At 62.8% G+C, this 13806-nt stretch carries 13 protein-coding genes; 2 read left to right on the forward strand and 11 right to left on the reverse strand.

The features are described from left to right. Nucleotides 1–7 precede the first annotated feature (7 nt). Nucleotides 8–1903 carry a phosphodiesterase DibA gene (gene dibA, locus GIB19_RS16645; RefSeq protein WP_265969185.1) on the forward strand — a complete coding sequence of 632 codons (1896 nt, stop codon included), beginning with the start codon at nucleotides 8–10 and terminating at the stop codon, nucleotides 1901–1903. Nucleotides 1904–1907: 4 nt separating this feature from the next. Here the strand turns inward: dibA and GIB19_RS16650 are convergent, their stop codons facing one another. The 11 genes from GIB19_RS16650 to tcyJ all read right to left on the reverse strand — a co-directional run bounded on the left by GIB19_RS16650 (nucleotide 1908) and on the right by tcyJ (nucleotide 12587). Continuing rightward, nucleotides 1908–3161: a HipA domain-containing protein gene (locus tag GIB19_RS16650; protein WP_274887241.1), complete on the reverse strand. Its 1254-nt coding sequence runs from the start codon at nucleotides 3159–3161 to the stop codon at nucleotides 1908–1910. Beyond that, entirely contained in the window at nucleotides 3158–3385 is a 228-nt protein-coding gene (locus GIB19_RS16655) for a helix-turn-helix domain-containing protein (protein WP_033694250.1), read from the reverse strand. The genes GIB19_RS16650 and GIB19_RS16655 overlap by 4 nt, the downstream gene beginning before the upstream one ends. 229 nt (nucleotides 3386–3614) lie before the next feature. Further along, entirely contained in the window at nucleotides 3615–4259 is a 645-nt protein-coding gene (locus GIB19_RS16660) for a methionine ABC transporter permease (protein WP_008096606.1), read from the reverse strand. After that, nucleotides 4249–5358: a methionine ABC transporter ATP-binding protein gene (locus GIB19_RS16665; protein WP_274887242.1), complete on the reverse strand. Its 1110-nt coding sequence runs from the start codon at nucleotides 5356–5358 to the stop codon at nucleotides 4249–4251. The genes GIB19_RS16660 and GIB19_RS16665 overlap by 11 nt, the downstream gene beginning before the upstream one ends. Nucleotide 5359: 1 nt before the next feature. Continuing rightward, nucleotides 5360–6160 (reverse strand): MetQ/NlpA family ABC transporter substrate-binding protein, encoded by an 801-nt coding sequence (locus GIB19_RS16670; RefSeq protein WP_085273879.1) that lies wholly within the window; start codon nucleotides 6158–6160, stop codon nucleotides 5360–5362. After that, nucleotides 6153–7544 (reverse strand): LLM class flavin-dependent oxidoreductase, encoded by a 1392-nt coding sequence (locus GIB19_RS16675; protein WP_274887243.1) that lies wholly within the window; start codon nucleotides 7542–7544, stop codon nucleotides 6153–6155. Before GIB19_RS16675 ends, GIB19_RS16670 begins: the two co-directional genes overlap by 8 nt. Further along, the gene (locus tag GIB19_RS16680) at nucleotides 7544–8725 is read right to left on the reverse strand and encodes an SfnB family sulfur acquisition oxidoreductase (RefSeq protein WP_027595165.1); all 1182 of its coding nucleotides are present in this window, start codon (nucleotides 8723–8725) and stop codon (nucleotides 7544–7546) included. Before GIB19_RS16680 ends, GIB19_RS16675 begins: the two co-directional genes overlap by 1 nt. A gap of 134 nt (nucleotides 8726–8859) precedes the next feature. Then, on the reverse strand, nucleotides 8860–10101 hold the full coding sequence (locus GIB19_RS16685) for an SfnB family sulfur acquisition oxidoreductase (RefSeq protein ID WP_099452616.1): 1242 nt from the start codon (nucleotides 10099–10101) through the stop codon (nucleotides 8860–8862). A 265-nt stretch (nucleotides 10102–10366) separates the two neighbouring features. Beyond that, on the reverse strand, nucleotides 10367–11125 hold the full coding sequence (gene tcyN, locus GIB19_RS16690) for an L-cystine ABC transporter ATP-binding protein TcyN (protein ID WP_085273875.1): 759 nt from the start codon (nucleotides 11123–11125) through the stop codon (nucleotides 10367–10369). 2 nt (nucleotides 11126–11127) lie between these two features. Further along, nucleotides 11128–11796: a cystine ABC transporter permease gene (tcyL, locus tag GIB19_RS16695; RefSeq protein WP_274887245.1), complete on the reverse strand. Its 669-nt coding sequence runs from the start codon at nucleotides 11794–11796 to the stop codon at nucleotides 11128–11130. Further along, complete coding sequence (gene tcyJ, locus GIB19_RS16700; RefSeq protein ID WP_238212691.1) at nucleotides 11793–12587, reverse strand: cystine ABC transporter substrate-binding protein; 795 nt, start codon at nucleotides 12585–12587, stop codon at nucleotides 11793–11795. The genes tcyL and tcyJ overlap by 4 nt, the downstream gene beginning before the upstream one ends. A gap of 270 nt (nucleotides 12588–12857) precedes the next feature. On the opposite strand from tcyJ, the gene epsC reads away from it, so the two are divergent. Next, a complete protein-coding gene (epsC, locus tag GIB19_RS16705; RefSeq protein ID WP_099428064.1) occupies nucleotides 12858–13790 on the forward strand; it encodes a serine O-acetyltransferase EpsC in 933 nt (310 codons plus the stop codon). Nucleotides 13791–13806 lie beyond the last annotated feature (16 nt).

The following is a 13806-nucleotide window of genomic DNA, read 5'->3' on the forward strand; positions in this document are numbered from 1 at the left end:
ACCCGACATGTCTGTTTCCGTTCGCGACGCCTTGCGCATGGCTGCGCTCTATGTGGTGCTGTCGATCCTCTGGCTGGTGCTGGCGGAGATGCTCCTGCATGGTATGACTGACGACCCGCTGGCACTGACGGTGGGGCGGCAGATCAATGTGGTGATCTGGGTCTTGTTCAGCGCGGTGCTGATTTTCGTGTCGCGGGCACGCCTGCTCAATTTCATTGGCATTGGCGCGCGCCTGCGCTGTGAGGACCGCGAGCGGCTGCGCATGGCGGCGGCGGTGTTCGACAGTACCCTCGAAGGGGTGCTGGTGACCGACCGCCAAGGCCTGATCGTGCACGTCAACCGCGCCTTCATGCGTATTACCGGTTACCAGCAGGACGAGGTCATTGGCCAGCGCCCGAACAAGTTCAAGTCGGGCCGCCATGGGGCGTCGTTCTATCAGCAGATCTTTGCCACCCTGGCCGAAAAGGGCGAATGGAGCGGCGAGATCTGGAACCGCCGCAAAAGCGGCGAGATCTATCCGCAATGGCAGACGATCTGCGCCATACGCGATGACGCTGGCGAGCTGAGCCATTACGTGGCGGTTTTCAGCGACATCAGTGCGATCAAGCATACCGAGCAGGAACTGGCCTACCTGGCCCATCACGACCCGTTGACCGGCCTGCCCAACCGCCTGCTGTTCACCGACCGCGTCGAGCAGGCGCTGGTGACGGCGCAAGCCAACAAACGCGGTTGCGGTTTGCTGCTGCTCGACCTGGACCATTTCCAGAGCATCAACGACGGCCTTGGCCACACCATCGGCGATCAGTTGCTCAAGCTGGTGGGCGAGCGCCTGGGCGAGGTGGTGGGCAATGGGGTGACCCTGGCGCGGCTGGGGGGGGACGAGTTCGGTGTTCTGGCCGAGAACTGCCAGCAGGTCGGCCAGGCGGGCAAGCTGGCGCAACGCATCATCGAGCGTATGCGCGAGCCGTTCGTGTTTGATGGCCATCGCCTGTTCATCAGTGTCAGCGTCGGCATCAGCCTGTTCCCCAGCGATGCGCTGGGCACCGAGCAGTTGCTGCGCAATGCCGACGCGGCACTGTTCAAGGCCAAGAGCAGCGGGCGGGCCTGCTATGCGCTGTACACCGAAGAGCTGACCGCGCACGCCCAGCACCGGGTGGAAACCGCGGGCGAGTTGCGCCGTGCCTTGGAGCAGGATGAACTGCGGGTGTACTTCCAGCCGGTGCATGACCTGGCCACGGCCGAGCGGGTGGGGGTCGAGACCCTGGTGCGCTGGGCGCATCCTCAGCGCGGCCTGGTGCCGCCGAGCGAGTTCATACCGATCGCCGAGCGCACCGGGTTGATTGCCGAGATCGACACCTGGGTGCTGCGTCAGGCTTGCCTGCAGATGGTGCAGTGGCAGCGCGAAGGCCGGCAGCTGGCGTTCGTCGCGGTGAATATCTCAAGCCGTCTGTTTGGCCAGCACGCGTTGTATAGGCAGGTGGCCGAAGTGCTGCACGAAACCGGCCTGGCCCCGGCGATGCTGGAGCTGGAAGTCACCGAGAGTGCGGTGATGGAAGACCCGGAAGTGGCGCTGGAGCAGCTGCATCGCCTGCGTGAACTGGGCGTGACCTTGGCGATCGACGACTTTGGCACGGGGTATTCGTCGTTGCTGCGGCTCAAGCGTTTGCCGGTGCAGAAGCTGAAGATCGATCAGGGGTTTGTCGCGGGCCTGCCTCATGACGATGACGACATCGCGATCGTGCGGGTGATCATTGCCCTCGCCCGCAGCATGGGCATGCAAGTGCATGCCGAGGGCATCGAGCAGCAAGAGCAGGCCAGCTTCCTGCTGCAGGAGCAGTGCCAGTTGGGCCAGGGTTACTGGTTCGGCCGGCCGGTGCCGGCGCAAGACCTAGATTGGGGGTGATGGCTCAGGGCCGTAGTTTTTCCGTCATGTCGCGGATCACGCCATGGACGATGCGCCTGACCAGCCTGCTTTCACCGGCATGCCAGGCATGGACGTTTTTTTCCAGAAGGTCTCTTGCTGCATCTTCCACGCCCGGTACCAGCTCATCAATGATCTTGTTACCCAGCGGCGCGCGTACGCCAATGGCTTCACCGAGGCTGATGACGCTGGCCCTGGTAATGTCAGCGTAGGTGCGGACGCCTTCTGGCTTCCACACCAGTTCTGCCTCAAGCCAAGGGGCAGCGGATTCGCCGTAAACGGCGGTGCACAAGAGGTCGTAGTGCGGTGCGAGGTAATACGCATCCGGACGCACGAAGAACGACAGGTTTTTCAAGTGGGCATCGTTGTTGCCAACGACAATGTTGAATACCAACCACCTGAATAGCTGAAGCCGCGTCTGGGCCACATTCCGGACCTGCCCGAGAATCTTTCGTAACGTTTCTGCAGTCGCTTGTTGGTACTTGAAGCTTTTGTCGAGCGTGAGCAATTGGCAAGCATCCAGCGCATGCACGCGTTCGAGCCGATCATTCACCCGTGTGCGGTCAAAGCGCTCGATCAGATAGGCTGCCTCGGGTACGCGGCGAACCTTCACATCGGGTACTTGCAGCCCTACCGCTCGTGCAACACTCATCACGAACCACTCGTTCACTGCGGTCGCGTCATAGAGGTTACGGTCAGGGTGGTCGGGCTTGAGGATATGGGTCGACGGCGTGTTGCCGATCGGTTCGAACAGGGCGTCTTTTTCCATGACAATCGGCAGCTTGTGCTGCGCGCCAGCGAGTGACATACGCTTCGGGGCACCTGTGGTCAGTGCGACTCGGGGCAGGTTGCGAATCCTCTCACTCAACTGAGCGTCCGAGATGGGCTTCAGCCCGCTCGCCTGCTCAAGTTGTGGCTCAGGTAGCAATGTGATTGCACCTGCCGACTCTGAACCGTAGTAGCTGAGCAAGCCAAAAGCGTCCGCGAATTCGAGCTTTGCATCGCTGGCCAGCAATGTGCGTGCTTGCTCTTCGGGCAGCAGATTGTCGAAGAACCATTGGACAGGGCGCTCGGATGATCCATCAACCAGCAAGCCTTTGGCACGAGGCAGTGCGGGCGACAGATCATAGCCGTCGGGTCGGGCTATCCAGGCTGGCGTATATTCCAGGCTCCAGACACCTGCGTTGTCGCTGAGCGTTGCAACGTGGTGGCTGTTGATCAGGATTTGGAGGGTTCTCATTTGTCAGGCACATCCACATAGACCCGTATGCCAAGCTCCTGCATCACTTGCAGGACGCTTGCGAGTGACACACTGCCCTTGCCTCGCTCGATGTCCCTGAGCAGGACATGGCTTTTGCCGACGATGAGGGCCAGGTCCGATTGGGTTATTGCCTGGTTTTTGCGTACCTCACGTACTGCATTTCCCAAATCGAGAGGTGTCTGGATCTGTTTGAGGGAGCCCATGGGTGTTCAGCCGGTTCGAAAGAATAGTTTCGATTATGGTCGGCGACAGGGAACATTCAAGGAAAACTAAGGTTTTATTTAGTTTTAGGGTATGAGAAGAGATCAGTGCAAAAAAAACGAAAGTATTGTTTCGCTAGAACGGTTTAGCGCCTTTATATGGTTTCTATCTCAACGATAATTTAGTTTTCTGCGCGACGTCGAATGGGGCCGTAAAAGGGCCCCAAATAACTCACCGCTTGTTCAACCCCTTCGCCAGCCGATCCCCACCCAGTTGAATCAACGCCACCAACGCCACCAGCATGGCGATCACGGTCAGCATGATCTGGCTGTCGAAGCGCTGGTACCCATACCGATAGGCAATGTCGCCCAGCCCACCGGCGCCAATCGCCCCGGCCATGGCTGACGAGTTGATGAGGGTCACCAGGGTAATGGTGAACCCCCCGACGATGCCGGGCAGCGCCTCGGGCAGCAGCACATGCCAGACGATGTGCCAGCGCCGGCAGCCCATGGCTTGCGCCGCTTCCACCAGGCCGTGGTCCACTTCGCGCAAGCTCACCTCGGCAATCCGGGCAAAGAAGGGGGTGGCGGCGATGGTCAACGGCACCACGGCCGCCCACACGCCATAGGTGGTGCCTACCACCAGGCGGGTGAAGGGGATCAGCGCGACCATCAGGATCAGAAACGGGATCGAGCGGAACAGGTTGACGAACGCGCCCAGCACCCGGTTCAGCAGCGGTGCCTCGAAGATGCCGCCCTTGTCGCTGGTGACCAGCAGCACCGCCATCGGTACACCCACCAACAGCGCGATCAGCGACGACACGCCGACCATCAGCAGGGTGTCGAGCAAGCCTTCAAGCAGGCGATCAAACCACATGGCCCAGTACCTCCACGTCTTCGGCCCAACGGCGGGCACGCTCCAGCAATTGGTGGGTGTCGTGTGGCGAATGCTGCACCGACAGGATCAACTGCCCAAGGGCATGCTCACCGATGGTTTCAACGCCACCTTGCAGCAGGCGCACACGGCCGCCGAGGTCGGTGAACAGGGCAGAAAGCTCCGGCTCGCCGAGCAAGGTCAGCTTGAGCACCACGGCGCTGTCGCGGCTCTGCGGGCTGGCCTTGAGGCTGGCCTGCAAAGTCGCGGGCAGCTTGGCCTGCAAGGGCGCGAGCAAGGTCCGCGTCACTTCATGGTGCGGTGTGCCGAATACCCGCCAGACTTCCCCTTGCTCGACCACTTCGCCGCGCTCCAGCACCACCACGCGGTGGCAGATATCGCGGATTACCGCCATTTCATGGGTGATCAGCACGATGGTCAGGCCCAGGCGCTGGTTGATGTCACGCAGCAGTTCAAGGATCGAGGCCGTGGTTTCAGGGTCGAGTGCCGAGGTGGCCTCGTCGCACAAGAGAATCTCGGGGTCGTGCACCAGCGCCCGGGCGATGCCGACGCGTTGCTTTTGCCCGCCCGACAACTGCGCGGGGTAGACGTGGTGCTTTTCCTGCAGGCCGACCAGCTCCAGCAGTGCGCGCACCTTGCGCTGGCGCTCGGCCTTGGGCACGCCGGCCACTTTCAGCGGCAGCTCGACGTTTTGCCACACGGTCTTGGCCGACATCAGGTTGAAGTGCTGGAAGATCATGCCGATGCGCCGGCGCAGCGCAACCAAGCGGTCCTCGTCGAAGGGCGCGATGTCCACCTGGTCGATCAGCACGCGGCCCTGGCTGGGTTGTTCCAGGCGGTTGATGGTGCGCAGCAGCGACGACTTGCCGGCGCCGCTGCGGCCGATGATGCCGAAGATCTCGCCATGGCGGATGTTCAGGTCGATGCCTTGCAAGGCAGGCTGAGCCTGGCCAGGGTAGGTCTTGCCGAGGCCGATGAAGCGCACGTGGGCTTCGTTGACCTCTGGGCGCAGGGCCTGTTCCTTGGCCGTTGGCGGCAATGGTTGGGGTGTCGGCGCCCTGAGCGCGCTGGCCTGGCTCATGTCAGCCCTCCCAACCGGCCTGGTAGAGGTTGCCGTGGGCTTTGTTCAAGGCCGCGCGCACCGCGGGCGAGTGCTGGTAGATATCGACGAACTTGGCCAGGCGCGGGTCGTCCTTGCTTTGCGGGCGAATGACGAACTGGATCACGTACTCTTTGTTTTCCAGGCCGTCGAACAGCAGCGCGGAGGTGGCGTCGAAGCTGTTGGCCAGGCGGATGTAGGCCGGGTAGCCCTGAACCAGGTCGGCGTCATCATAGGCGCGCACCAGTTGCACCGCCTCGACCTGAAGGATTTTAAGGTGCTTGGGGTTGGCGATGATGTCGTCTTCCGTGGCCTTGTAGCCGACCCCAGGTTTAAGCGTGATCAGCCCCGCCTTGGCCAGTAGCTGCAGGCCACGGCCGCTGTTGATCGGGTCGTTGGCGATGGCCACGCTGGCGCCTTCGGGCAGCTCGGCGAAGCTTTTGTACTTTTTCGAGTACAGGCCGACGTTGTTGATGATGCCTGGCGCGTAGGGCACCAGGTTGAAGCCCGCAGCGGCCTTGGCGTTTTCCAGGAACGGGATGTGCTGGAAGTAGTTCACGTCGATGTCGCCGCTGTTGAGGCTGACGTTGGGGGCTATCCAATCGCTGAACTCGATCAGCTTCACGTCCAGGCCTTGCTTGTGGGCTTCTTCCACGGCGGTTTCCAGGGGAATCGCAAAGGCGGAGGTGGTACCGATTTTCAACGGCTCGGCGGCGAAGGCGCTGGCGGACAGGCCAAGGGTGACCGCAATGGCCGCGACGGGCCGGAACAGTTTCTCAAGCATGGTGCAGGGCTCCAGTCGGGGCAGGGGTTGGGGTAAAGCGGTAGCGCGAGCCGGGATGGCTGGCGGGCAGGTGCGGGTGGTCGGTATCGAACAACTTCTCGCGCAGGGTGCCCTCGGCGTAGGCGGTCTTGTAGCGGCCACGCTGTTGTAGCTGCGGGATGACCAGGTCGATGAAATCCTCAAAGCTTTCTGGTGTAACGGTGCGGGTCAGGTTGAAGCCGTCCAGCCCGGTTTCGTCGAGCCAGGCGATCAGGGCATCGGCGACTTGTTCAGGGCTGCCGACCAGGGTCACGTAGCGCCCGCCCAGGGCGTGCTGATCAAGCAGGCGGCGGCGGGTCCAGGCGTTTTCCTGCAGCTGGCGCGTGGCCGATTGAATGGCGTTGCCCTTGCTGAAGCCGATCGGCTCGTCCAGCCCATAGGCCGCAAAGTCGATGCCGGTGGAGGCGGCAAAGTGCGCCACGCCGGCCTCGGGGCTGGCATGGCGCAGGTACTCGGCATGCTTGGCTTGGGCCTGTTGCTCAGTGGGGGCGACGATCACCGTGATGCCCATGAACACCTTGACCGCCTGCGGATCGCGGCCCGCCGCCTTGGCGGCCGCGCGCACCTTGTCGACCTGGGCGCGGGTGGCGGTTTTGTCCTGGCCGCTGATGAACACGCACTCGGCATGGTTGCCTGCAAAGGCGAGGCCGCGCGGGGAACTGCCCGCCTGGAATAACACCGGTGTGCGTTGCGCTGAGGGCTCGCACAGGTGGTAGCCCTCGACGTTGTAGAACTCGCCGTGGTGGCTGACCTTGCGCACCTTGTTGGGCTGGGCGTAGACGCGCTGCTCGCGGTCGGCGACCACGGCATCGTCAGCCCAGCTGCCTTCGAGCAGTTTGTACAGCACCTGCAGGTACTCGTCGGCCTGGTCGTAGCGCCGATCATGCTCGGGTTGCTGCGCCAGGCCCATGGCGCGGGCCGCGCTGTCGAGGTAGCCGGTGACTATGTTCCAGCCGACCCGGCCATTGGTGAGGTGGTCGAGCGTGGAGAGGCGCCGGGCGAACAGGTAAGGCGCCTCGTAAGTGAGGTTGGCGGTAAGGCCGAAGCCCAGGTTGCGGGTGACGGCAGCCATGGCCGAGACCAACAGCAGGGGGTCGTTGACGGGTAGCTGGATCGACTCCTTGAGCGTTACCTCCAGCGACTGGCCATAGATGTCGTAGGTGCCGACGATGTCGGCGATGAACAGGCCGTCGAACAAGCCCCGTTCCAGCAGGCGTGCCAGGTCGGTCCAGTATTCAAGCGTCTTGTACTGGGTCGAGGTGTCCCGCGGGTGGGTCCACAGGCCATGGTTGATGTGCCCGATGCAGTTCATGTTGAAGGCATTGAGCAGAATCTGCTTGGCCATCAGATCGTCCCCCGGCGCGGCGGGTTTTCGTTGTTCAGGTAGTAGTTGCCGATGGCGTGGTACTTCCAGCGCACTGGGTCGTGCAGGGTGTGCACGCGGGCGTTGCGCCAGTGGCGGTCGAGGTTGTGCTCGGCGAGGGTGGCCTGGCTACCGGCCAGTTCGAACAGCGTGGTGCCGGCGGCGAGGGAAATCTCGGTGCTGATGGCGCGTGCTTCGGCCACGGCAATGGAGGCGGCGGCGACGTTGTCGGCGCTGCTGTCTTGCTGGGCGCGGTCGAGGTATTCACCGGCGCGTTCGAGCAGGGCTTCGGTGGCGTGCAGGCGGATCGCCAGTTGGCCGAAGCTTTTCAGGGTCAAGGGGTCTTCGCTGGCCTTGTCCAGGCCCGAGTCGACCCAGGGGCGGCTGCGGGTGCGCACGAAGTGCAGGGCATCTTCGTAGGCGGCGCGGGCGATGCCGGTGTCGATGGCGGCGTGGAGAATCTGTGCCAGTGGGCCGACCGGGGTCGGGCGTTCGAAGGCGCTCTGGAAGGGGACTACGTCTTGCGCGCTGACCCACACGTTGTCGAATACCACCGAACCACTGCCGGTGGTGCGCTGGCCGAAGCCGCTCCAGTCGTCGATCACCTGCAGGCCTTGGCTGTCGGCGGGGACGAAGGCCAATTGTTGCACGCCATCGTCATCGATCACCGAGGTCGGGATGCGCTGGGCGTAAAGGGCACCGGTTGAATAGAACTTGCGGCCATTGATACGGAACCCATCACCGTCGCGGCTCAGGCGGGTGGTGCGGTCGTTGGCGGTCTTGGTGCCCAGTTCGGCCAAGGCATTGCCAAAGCGCCGGCCGGCCAGCACTTCGGCGTACAGGCGTTGCTGTTGTTCAGGGCTGCCGTTTACCCGTAGCACTTCCAGGGCATAGAAGTGGTTTTGCGGGATCTGCCCCAAGGAGCCATCGGCCTGGGCGATGCGGGCGATGACTTTGGCCAGGGTGACGTTGGACACACCGGCGCCGCCGAAGGCCTTGGGCACGCTGATGGCCCACAGGCCGGAGCGGGTGAACAGGTCCAGTTCGGCGTGGGGCAGGCGACGCTCGCGGTCGCGCAGGGCGCTGTCGCGGCGCAGTTGCTGGGCGATGTCTTCGGCGATGGCCAGGGCTTGGGTGTCGCTGGTGATGATGTTTGTGGTCATGGTGTTTCTCCGGGGGCCGCTGTGCGGCCCATTCGCGGGGCAAGCCCGCTCCCACAGACACACTGCACTGATCTCAGGTGTGGGAGCGGGCTTGCCCCGCGAATGGGCTGCGCAGCAGCCCCAAAGGCTGCAAATCAGATCCAGGAATGCCGCGCAGGCAGGCTGCCGTTCAGGTGGTAAGCGCCCACCGCGTGGTACTTCCAGCGCACCGGGTCATGCAGGGTGTGCACGCGGGCGTTGCGCCAGTGGCGGTCGAGGTTGAACTCGGCCAGGGTGGCGCGGCTGCCGGCCAGCTCGAACAGCTTTTCGCTGGCCTGCAACGAGACCTCGGTGGTCAGCACCTTGGCCTCGGCCACAGCGATCGAAGCGCGGGCAGCAGAAGCGGCGTCGATGGGGGCGGCATTGACCTCATCGAGCACCCGTGCCGCTTTGCGCAGCAGCGCCTCGGCAGCGTGCAGCTCGAGCTTGAGGCGGCCGATGTCGGCGATCACGTACGGGTCGTCGCTGGCGCGCTCGACCTTGGCGTCGATCCAGGGCCGCGATTTGTCGCGCACAAAGCTGATGGCATCATCGATGGCCGCTTCGGCGATGCCGGCGTCGATGGCTGCCTGGATCAACTGCGAAGCCGCGCCCTGGATATTCGGCGTGTCACGCTGGCGCCAGTTGTCGATCACCAGTTCCGCATCGACCGGTACCTGGTCGAGCAGCACGGTGCCGCTGGCGGTGGTGCGTTGGCCGAACCCAGACCAGTCATCGACGATGCGCAGCCCAGGGCTGCCGCGGCGGACGAAGGCCAGGCGCTGGCGGCCTTCGTCGTCCAGTGCCTTGACCGCCACCCAGTGGGCGTACAGGGCGCCCGTGGAGTAGAACTTTTCACCACTGATGCGATAACCGTCGCCTGCGCGGGTGATCTTCGCCTTCAGGGTCAGGGTGTCTTTGGTGCCGCGCTCGGGGCCGGCATTGCCGATGCGCCAGCCGTCCAGCACGCTGCGGAAGATCACCGCCTGCTGTGCCTCGGTGGCGGTCAGGCGCAGCAACTGCAGCATGCCGAACTGGTTCTGTGGGATCTGCCCCAGGGCCGGGTCGGCGGCACTGATCAGGCGGAAGACTTCCGCCACGGTTTCGAACGAGACATCGGGGCCGCCATAGGCCTTGGGTACGCTGATGCTGCCCAGGCCGCTGCGGGTGAACTGCTCGATCTCTGCCCACGGCAGCTTGCGTTGCTGGTCGCGGCGTGCGGCCTGCTCACGGGCCACGTCGGCCAGTTCGCGTGCGGCTTGCAGGGCCTCGGCGTCGTTGCGCAGCACCTTGGCTGGCAGCAGCAGGGGCGAGCTGTCGACGTCGCTGTGGAAAAGGGTATTTGGCTGGCTGGACATCAGTACCGCTCCTTGGCTGCACTCAATGCCCTGGCGATACGCACTGGGGTGATTGTGATCCTGACCATTCCTAACCTCACAAAAGTAGATGCGTCGCTTCAGCTGATGGCGACAGACATTTGCTGGTCCGGTGGTCCGGTGTATATACCCTAATGGCTTATTAAAAGATTATGAACTAACCTTTTGGAATATATATAGAAGTTGAGATTTGCACAGGATATGCCGGCCTCTTCGCAGGCTTGCCCGCGAAGAGGCCAGTACAGGTTTATTCCGATGCTGCGGTACCGAGGAACTTGCGCAAGAACTGCCGGGTGCGCTCTTCCTTGGGCGCCGCAAACAGCGCCTTGGCTTCACCCTGTTCGACGATCACCCCCTTGTCGAAGAAGATCACCCGGTTCGCCACATCACGGGCAAAACTCATCTCGTGGGTAACGATGATCATGGTGCGCTTTTCTTCGGCCAGGCCGCGGATGGTGGCGAGCACTTCGCCAACCAGCTCCGGGTCGAGCGCCGAGGTGGGTTCATCAAACAGAATCACTTCAGGCTCCATCGCCAGGGCACGGGCTATCGCTACCCGCTGCTGCTGGCCACCGGAAAGACGCCGCGGGTAGGCGTCTTCCTTGCCCGCCAGGCCCACCTTGGCCATCAGCTTGCGGCCCAAGGCGATCGCCTGGTCGCGGGGCGTTTTCTTGACGATCACCGGGCCCTCGATGACGTTTTCCAGGGCGGTGCGGTGGGGGAACAGGTTGAAGTTCTGGAACACGAAACCGGCCTGCTGACGCAATCGGCGAATCGCACTCTGCTGCCCACCCAGCGGGCGATTGGCATCGATGCTGATGGCGCCGATCTGGATCTGCCCGGCGTCGGGGGTTTCCAGCAGGTTGAGGCAGCGCAGGAAGGTGGTCTTGCCCGAGCCGCTGGGGCCGATGATGGCGACCACTTCGCCTGGCTGCACGGTCAGGTCGATGCCATTGAGCACGGTCTGGCCCTTGAACTGCTTGGACAGGCCTTTAACTACGATCATGCTCAATGCTCCTGGTCATGCTGGTTGACCCGCACTTCCATGCGGTTCTGGAAGTGCGCGAGGATACTGCAGAGGATCCAGTAGATAACCGCCACAGCCAGGTACATGGTGAAGACTTCGAAGGTGCGCGCGGTAATCAGCTGAGCCTGGCGGAACAGCTCGGGCACTTGGATGGTTGCCGCCAGGGCGGTGTCCTTGACCAGCGAGATGAAGCTGTTGCCCAGCGGCGGCAAGGCCGTACGCAGGGCTTGCGGCAGGATGGCCCGGCGCATGGCCTGGGTGCGGGTCATGCCGATGCTGGCAGCGGCTTCCCACTGGCCACGGTCGATCGAGGAAATCGCCGCACGCAGGATTTCGCAGATGTAAGCTGCCATGTTCAGCGACAGGCCGATCAGCGAGGCCGGGATGGGGTCGAGTTCGATACCGATCTGCGGCATGCCGAAGTAGATCACGAACAGCTGCACCAGCAGCGGCGTGCCCCGGAAGAACGACACGTAGATGCGTGCCAGCCAGTTCAGCGGCAACATCTTCGACAGCCGCATCAGCGCCAGGGCAAACCCCAGCACCAGGCCGAAGAACATGCCACCGACACTGAGCAGCACCGTATAACCCGCGCCCTTCAGCAGGAAGGGCGTGGAATCGACAACGAGTTGCAGGCTTTCAGCGATCATTTAGTGACATCGGCACCGAAGTATTTTTCCGACAGCTTGGCCAGCGTGCCGTCGGCCTTGAGCTTGTCGATGGCCTTGTTGAGGGCCGCCAGCAACTCAGGTTCGCCTTTGCGCAGGGCCACGCCGCTTTCCAGGCGCGAGAAGGCATCGCCGGCAAGCTCGGTGTCTTTGGCTTTTTGCGCGTATTCCAGTGCGGCCAGGCGGTCGATCAGGATCGCGTCGATGCGGCCGTTGCGCAGGTCGGCGAACTTGGTCGGGTCGTCTTCATAGGTGCGGACTTCGGCTTTCGGCACGTCCTGCTTCACCCACTGCTCGTAGTTGGTGCCCAGGCCGACGCCGACTTTCTTGCCTGCCAGGTCCTGTGCAGTCTTGATGTTCAGGTCTGCGGCTTTCTTCTTCAGCACCAACGCCTGGATGCCGGAGATGGTGTAGGGCTCGGAGAAGTCGTACTTTTTCTTGCGCTCTTCAGAGATGGTCACTTGGTTGACCACCACGTCCAGGCGTTTGGACTCCAGCGCTGCAAGGATGCCGTCCCATTTGGTCGGCTGGATCTTGGCCTTGACCCCCAGCTCCTTGGCCAGCAGTTCCGAAAGCTCCACTTCGAAGCCGGCCAGCTTGCCGCTTTCATCCTGGAAGCTGAACGGTGGGTAGGTGCCTTCCAGGCCGACGTTGATCACGCCCTTTTCCTGAATGGTCTTCAATTGCTCGCCGGCGAAGGCCTGGCTGAGCAGGCCGGCACCCAGCAGGATGGCCAGGCTGGCGTTGAGTAGCGGTTTGGCGAATTTCGACATGTCAGGCCCCGTGCTTGGTGTGGAAGTAGTGGGTGGCGACTATAAAGTTGGCCGCTTAGGCCAGGAAATAATAAAAAATTATCTTATTATTCCTTTTTGTTTTTTTGCCGAGTCAAGTCAGCTTTGAGGGTAGGCCAGGATACTGGCGCCGTCATCGCGGCTTATGCCCGACTTAGCGCAGGATGGAATAAAGCGTTGTTTTTTCCAAGGGATGGATTTGCCGTAGAGTGGATTGCATAACGACAGATTGGCCCCAGGCAGGAGAACACCGTGAGCGAACAACCAACATCCGCGCATTGGCAGTTGCACAGCATCGTCAGTGGTTTGCGCAGCGCCCGTGAGCAATGGCGCAGCCGTAACGGCCGCAGCATTGGCGAGCAGGGCGGGCGCGAACTGCCTTCCCGCGAGGCCATGCGGCAGATTCTCGAGCAGTTGTGCGGGGCGCTGTTCCCGATGCGCCTTGGGCCGGTCGACCTGCGCGAAGAGAGCGAAGATTTTTACGTAGGGCACACCCTGGATGCCGCCCTGACCGCGTTGCTGGCCCAGGCCCGCTTGGAGCTGCGCTATGCCGCCCGGCAGACCCAGGGTGGCCTGGTGTCCGTCGATGCCCAGGCACTGCGGCTGATCCAGGATTTTGCTGCGGCGCTGCCCAACCTGCGGGTATTGCTCGACACCGACGTGCTGGCCGCCTACCACGGTGACCCGGCGGCGCGCAGTGTCGATGAGGTGCTGCTGTGCTACCCAGGCATCCTCGCCATCATCCATCACCGCCTGGCGCATCACTTGTACCAGGCTGGTTTGCCGCTGCTGGCGCGTATCAGTTCGGAGCTAGCACATTCGGCGACCGGTATCGACATCCACCCCGGCGCGCAGATCGGCCCGAGCTTCTTCATCGACCACGGCACCGGCGTGGTGATTGGCGAGACTGCGATCATCGGCGAGCGGGTACGTATCTACCAGGCGGTGACACTGGGCGCCAAGCGCTTCCCAAGCGATGAGTCGGGGACCCTGCACAAAGGCCTGCCGCGCCACCCGATCGTCGAGGACGACGTGGTGATCTATGCGGGGGCGACGATCCTGGGGCGCATTACCATCGGTAAGGGCTCGACCATTGGCGGTAATGTGTGGCTCACCCGCAGCGTGCCGGCCGAGAGCAACATTACCCAGGCCAACCTGCAGCTGGATTGCCAGGACAAGAACTGACCTGAGGTCTTTACTG

The sequence above is a fragment of the Pseudomonas sp. ITEM 17296 genome (genome assembly GCF_028895205.1).
Taxonomy (GTDB): domain Bacteria; phylum Pseudomonadota; class Gammaproteobacteria; order Pseudomonadales; family Pseudomonadaceae; genus Aquipseudomonas; species Aquipseudomonas kermanshahensis.

Excerpts from the sequence above, each read along its gene's own strand:
- dibA (WP_265969185.1), top strand. The coding sequence starts at position 8 with ATGTCTGTTTCCGTTCGCGACGCCTTGCGCATGGCTGCGCTCTATGTG.
- GIB19_RS16650 (WP_274887241.1), bottom strand. The coding sequence starts at position 3,161 with ATGAGAACCCTCCAAATCCTGATCAACAGCCACCACGTTGCAACGCTC.
- GIB19_RS16655 (WP_033694250.1), bottom strand. The coding sequence starts at position 3,385 with ATGGGCTCCCTCAAACAGATCCAGACACCTCTCGATTTGGGAAATGCA.
- GIB19_RS16660 (WP_008096606.1), bottom strand. The coding sequence starts at position 4,259 with ATGTGGTTTGATCGCCTGCTTGAAGGCTTGCTCGACACCCTGCTGATG.
- GIB19_RS16665 (WP_274887242.1), bottom strand. The coding sequence starts at position 5,358 with ATGAGCCAGGCCAGCGCGCTCAGGGCGCCGACACCCCAACCATTGCCG.
- GIB19_RS16670 (WP_085273879.1), bottom strand. The coding sequence starts at position 6,160 with ATGCTTGAGAAACTGTTCCGGCCCGTCGCGGCCATTGCGGTCACCCTT.
- GIB19_RS16675 (WP_274887243.1), bottom strand. The coding sequence starts at position 7,544 with ATGGCCAAGCAGATTCTGCTCAATGCCTTCAACATGAACTGCATCGGG.
- GIB19_RS16680 (WP_027595165.1), bottom strand. The coding sequence starts at position 8,725 with ATGACCACAAACATCATCACCAGCGACACCCAAGCCCTGGCCATCGCC.
- GIB19_RS16685 (WP_099452616.1), bottom strand. The coding sequence starts at position 10,101 with ATGTCCAGCCAGCCAAATACCCTTTTCCACAGCGACGTCGACAGCTCG.
- tcyN (WP_085273875.1), bottom strand. The coding sequence starts at position 11,125 with ATGATCGTAGTTAAAGGCCTGTCCAAGCAGTTCAAGGGCCAGACCGTG.
- tcyL (WP_274887245.1), bottom strand. The coding sequence starts at position 11,796 with ATGATCGCTGAAAGCCTGCAACTCGTTGTCGATTCCACGCCCTTCCTG.
- tcyJ (WP_238212691.1), bottom strand. The coding sequence starts at position 12,587 with ATGTCGAAATTCGCCAAACCGCTACTCAACGCCAGCCTGGCCATCCTG.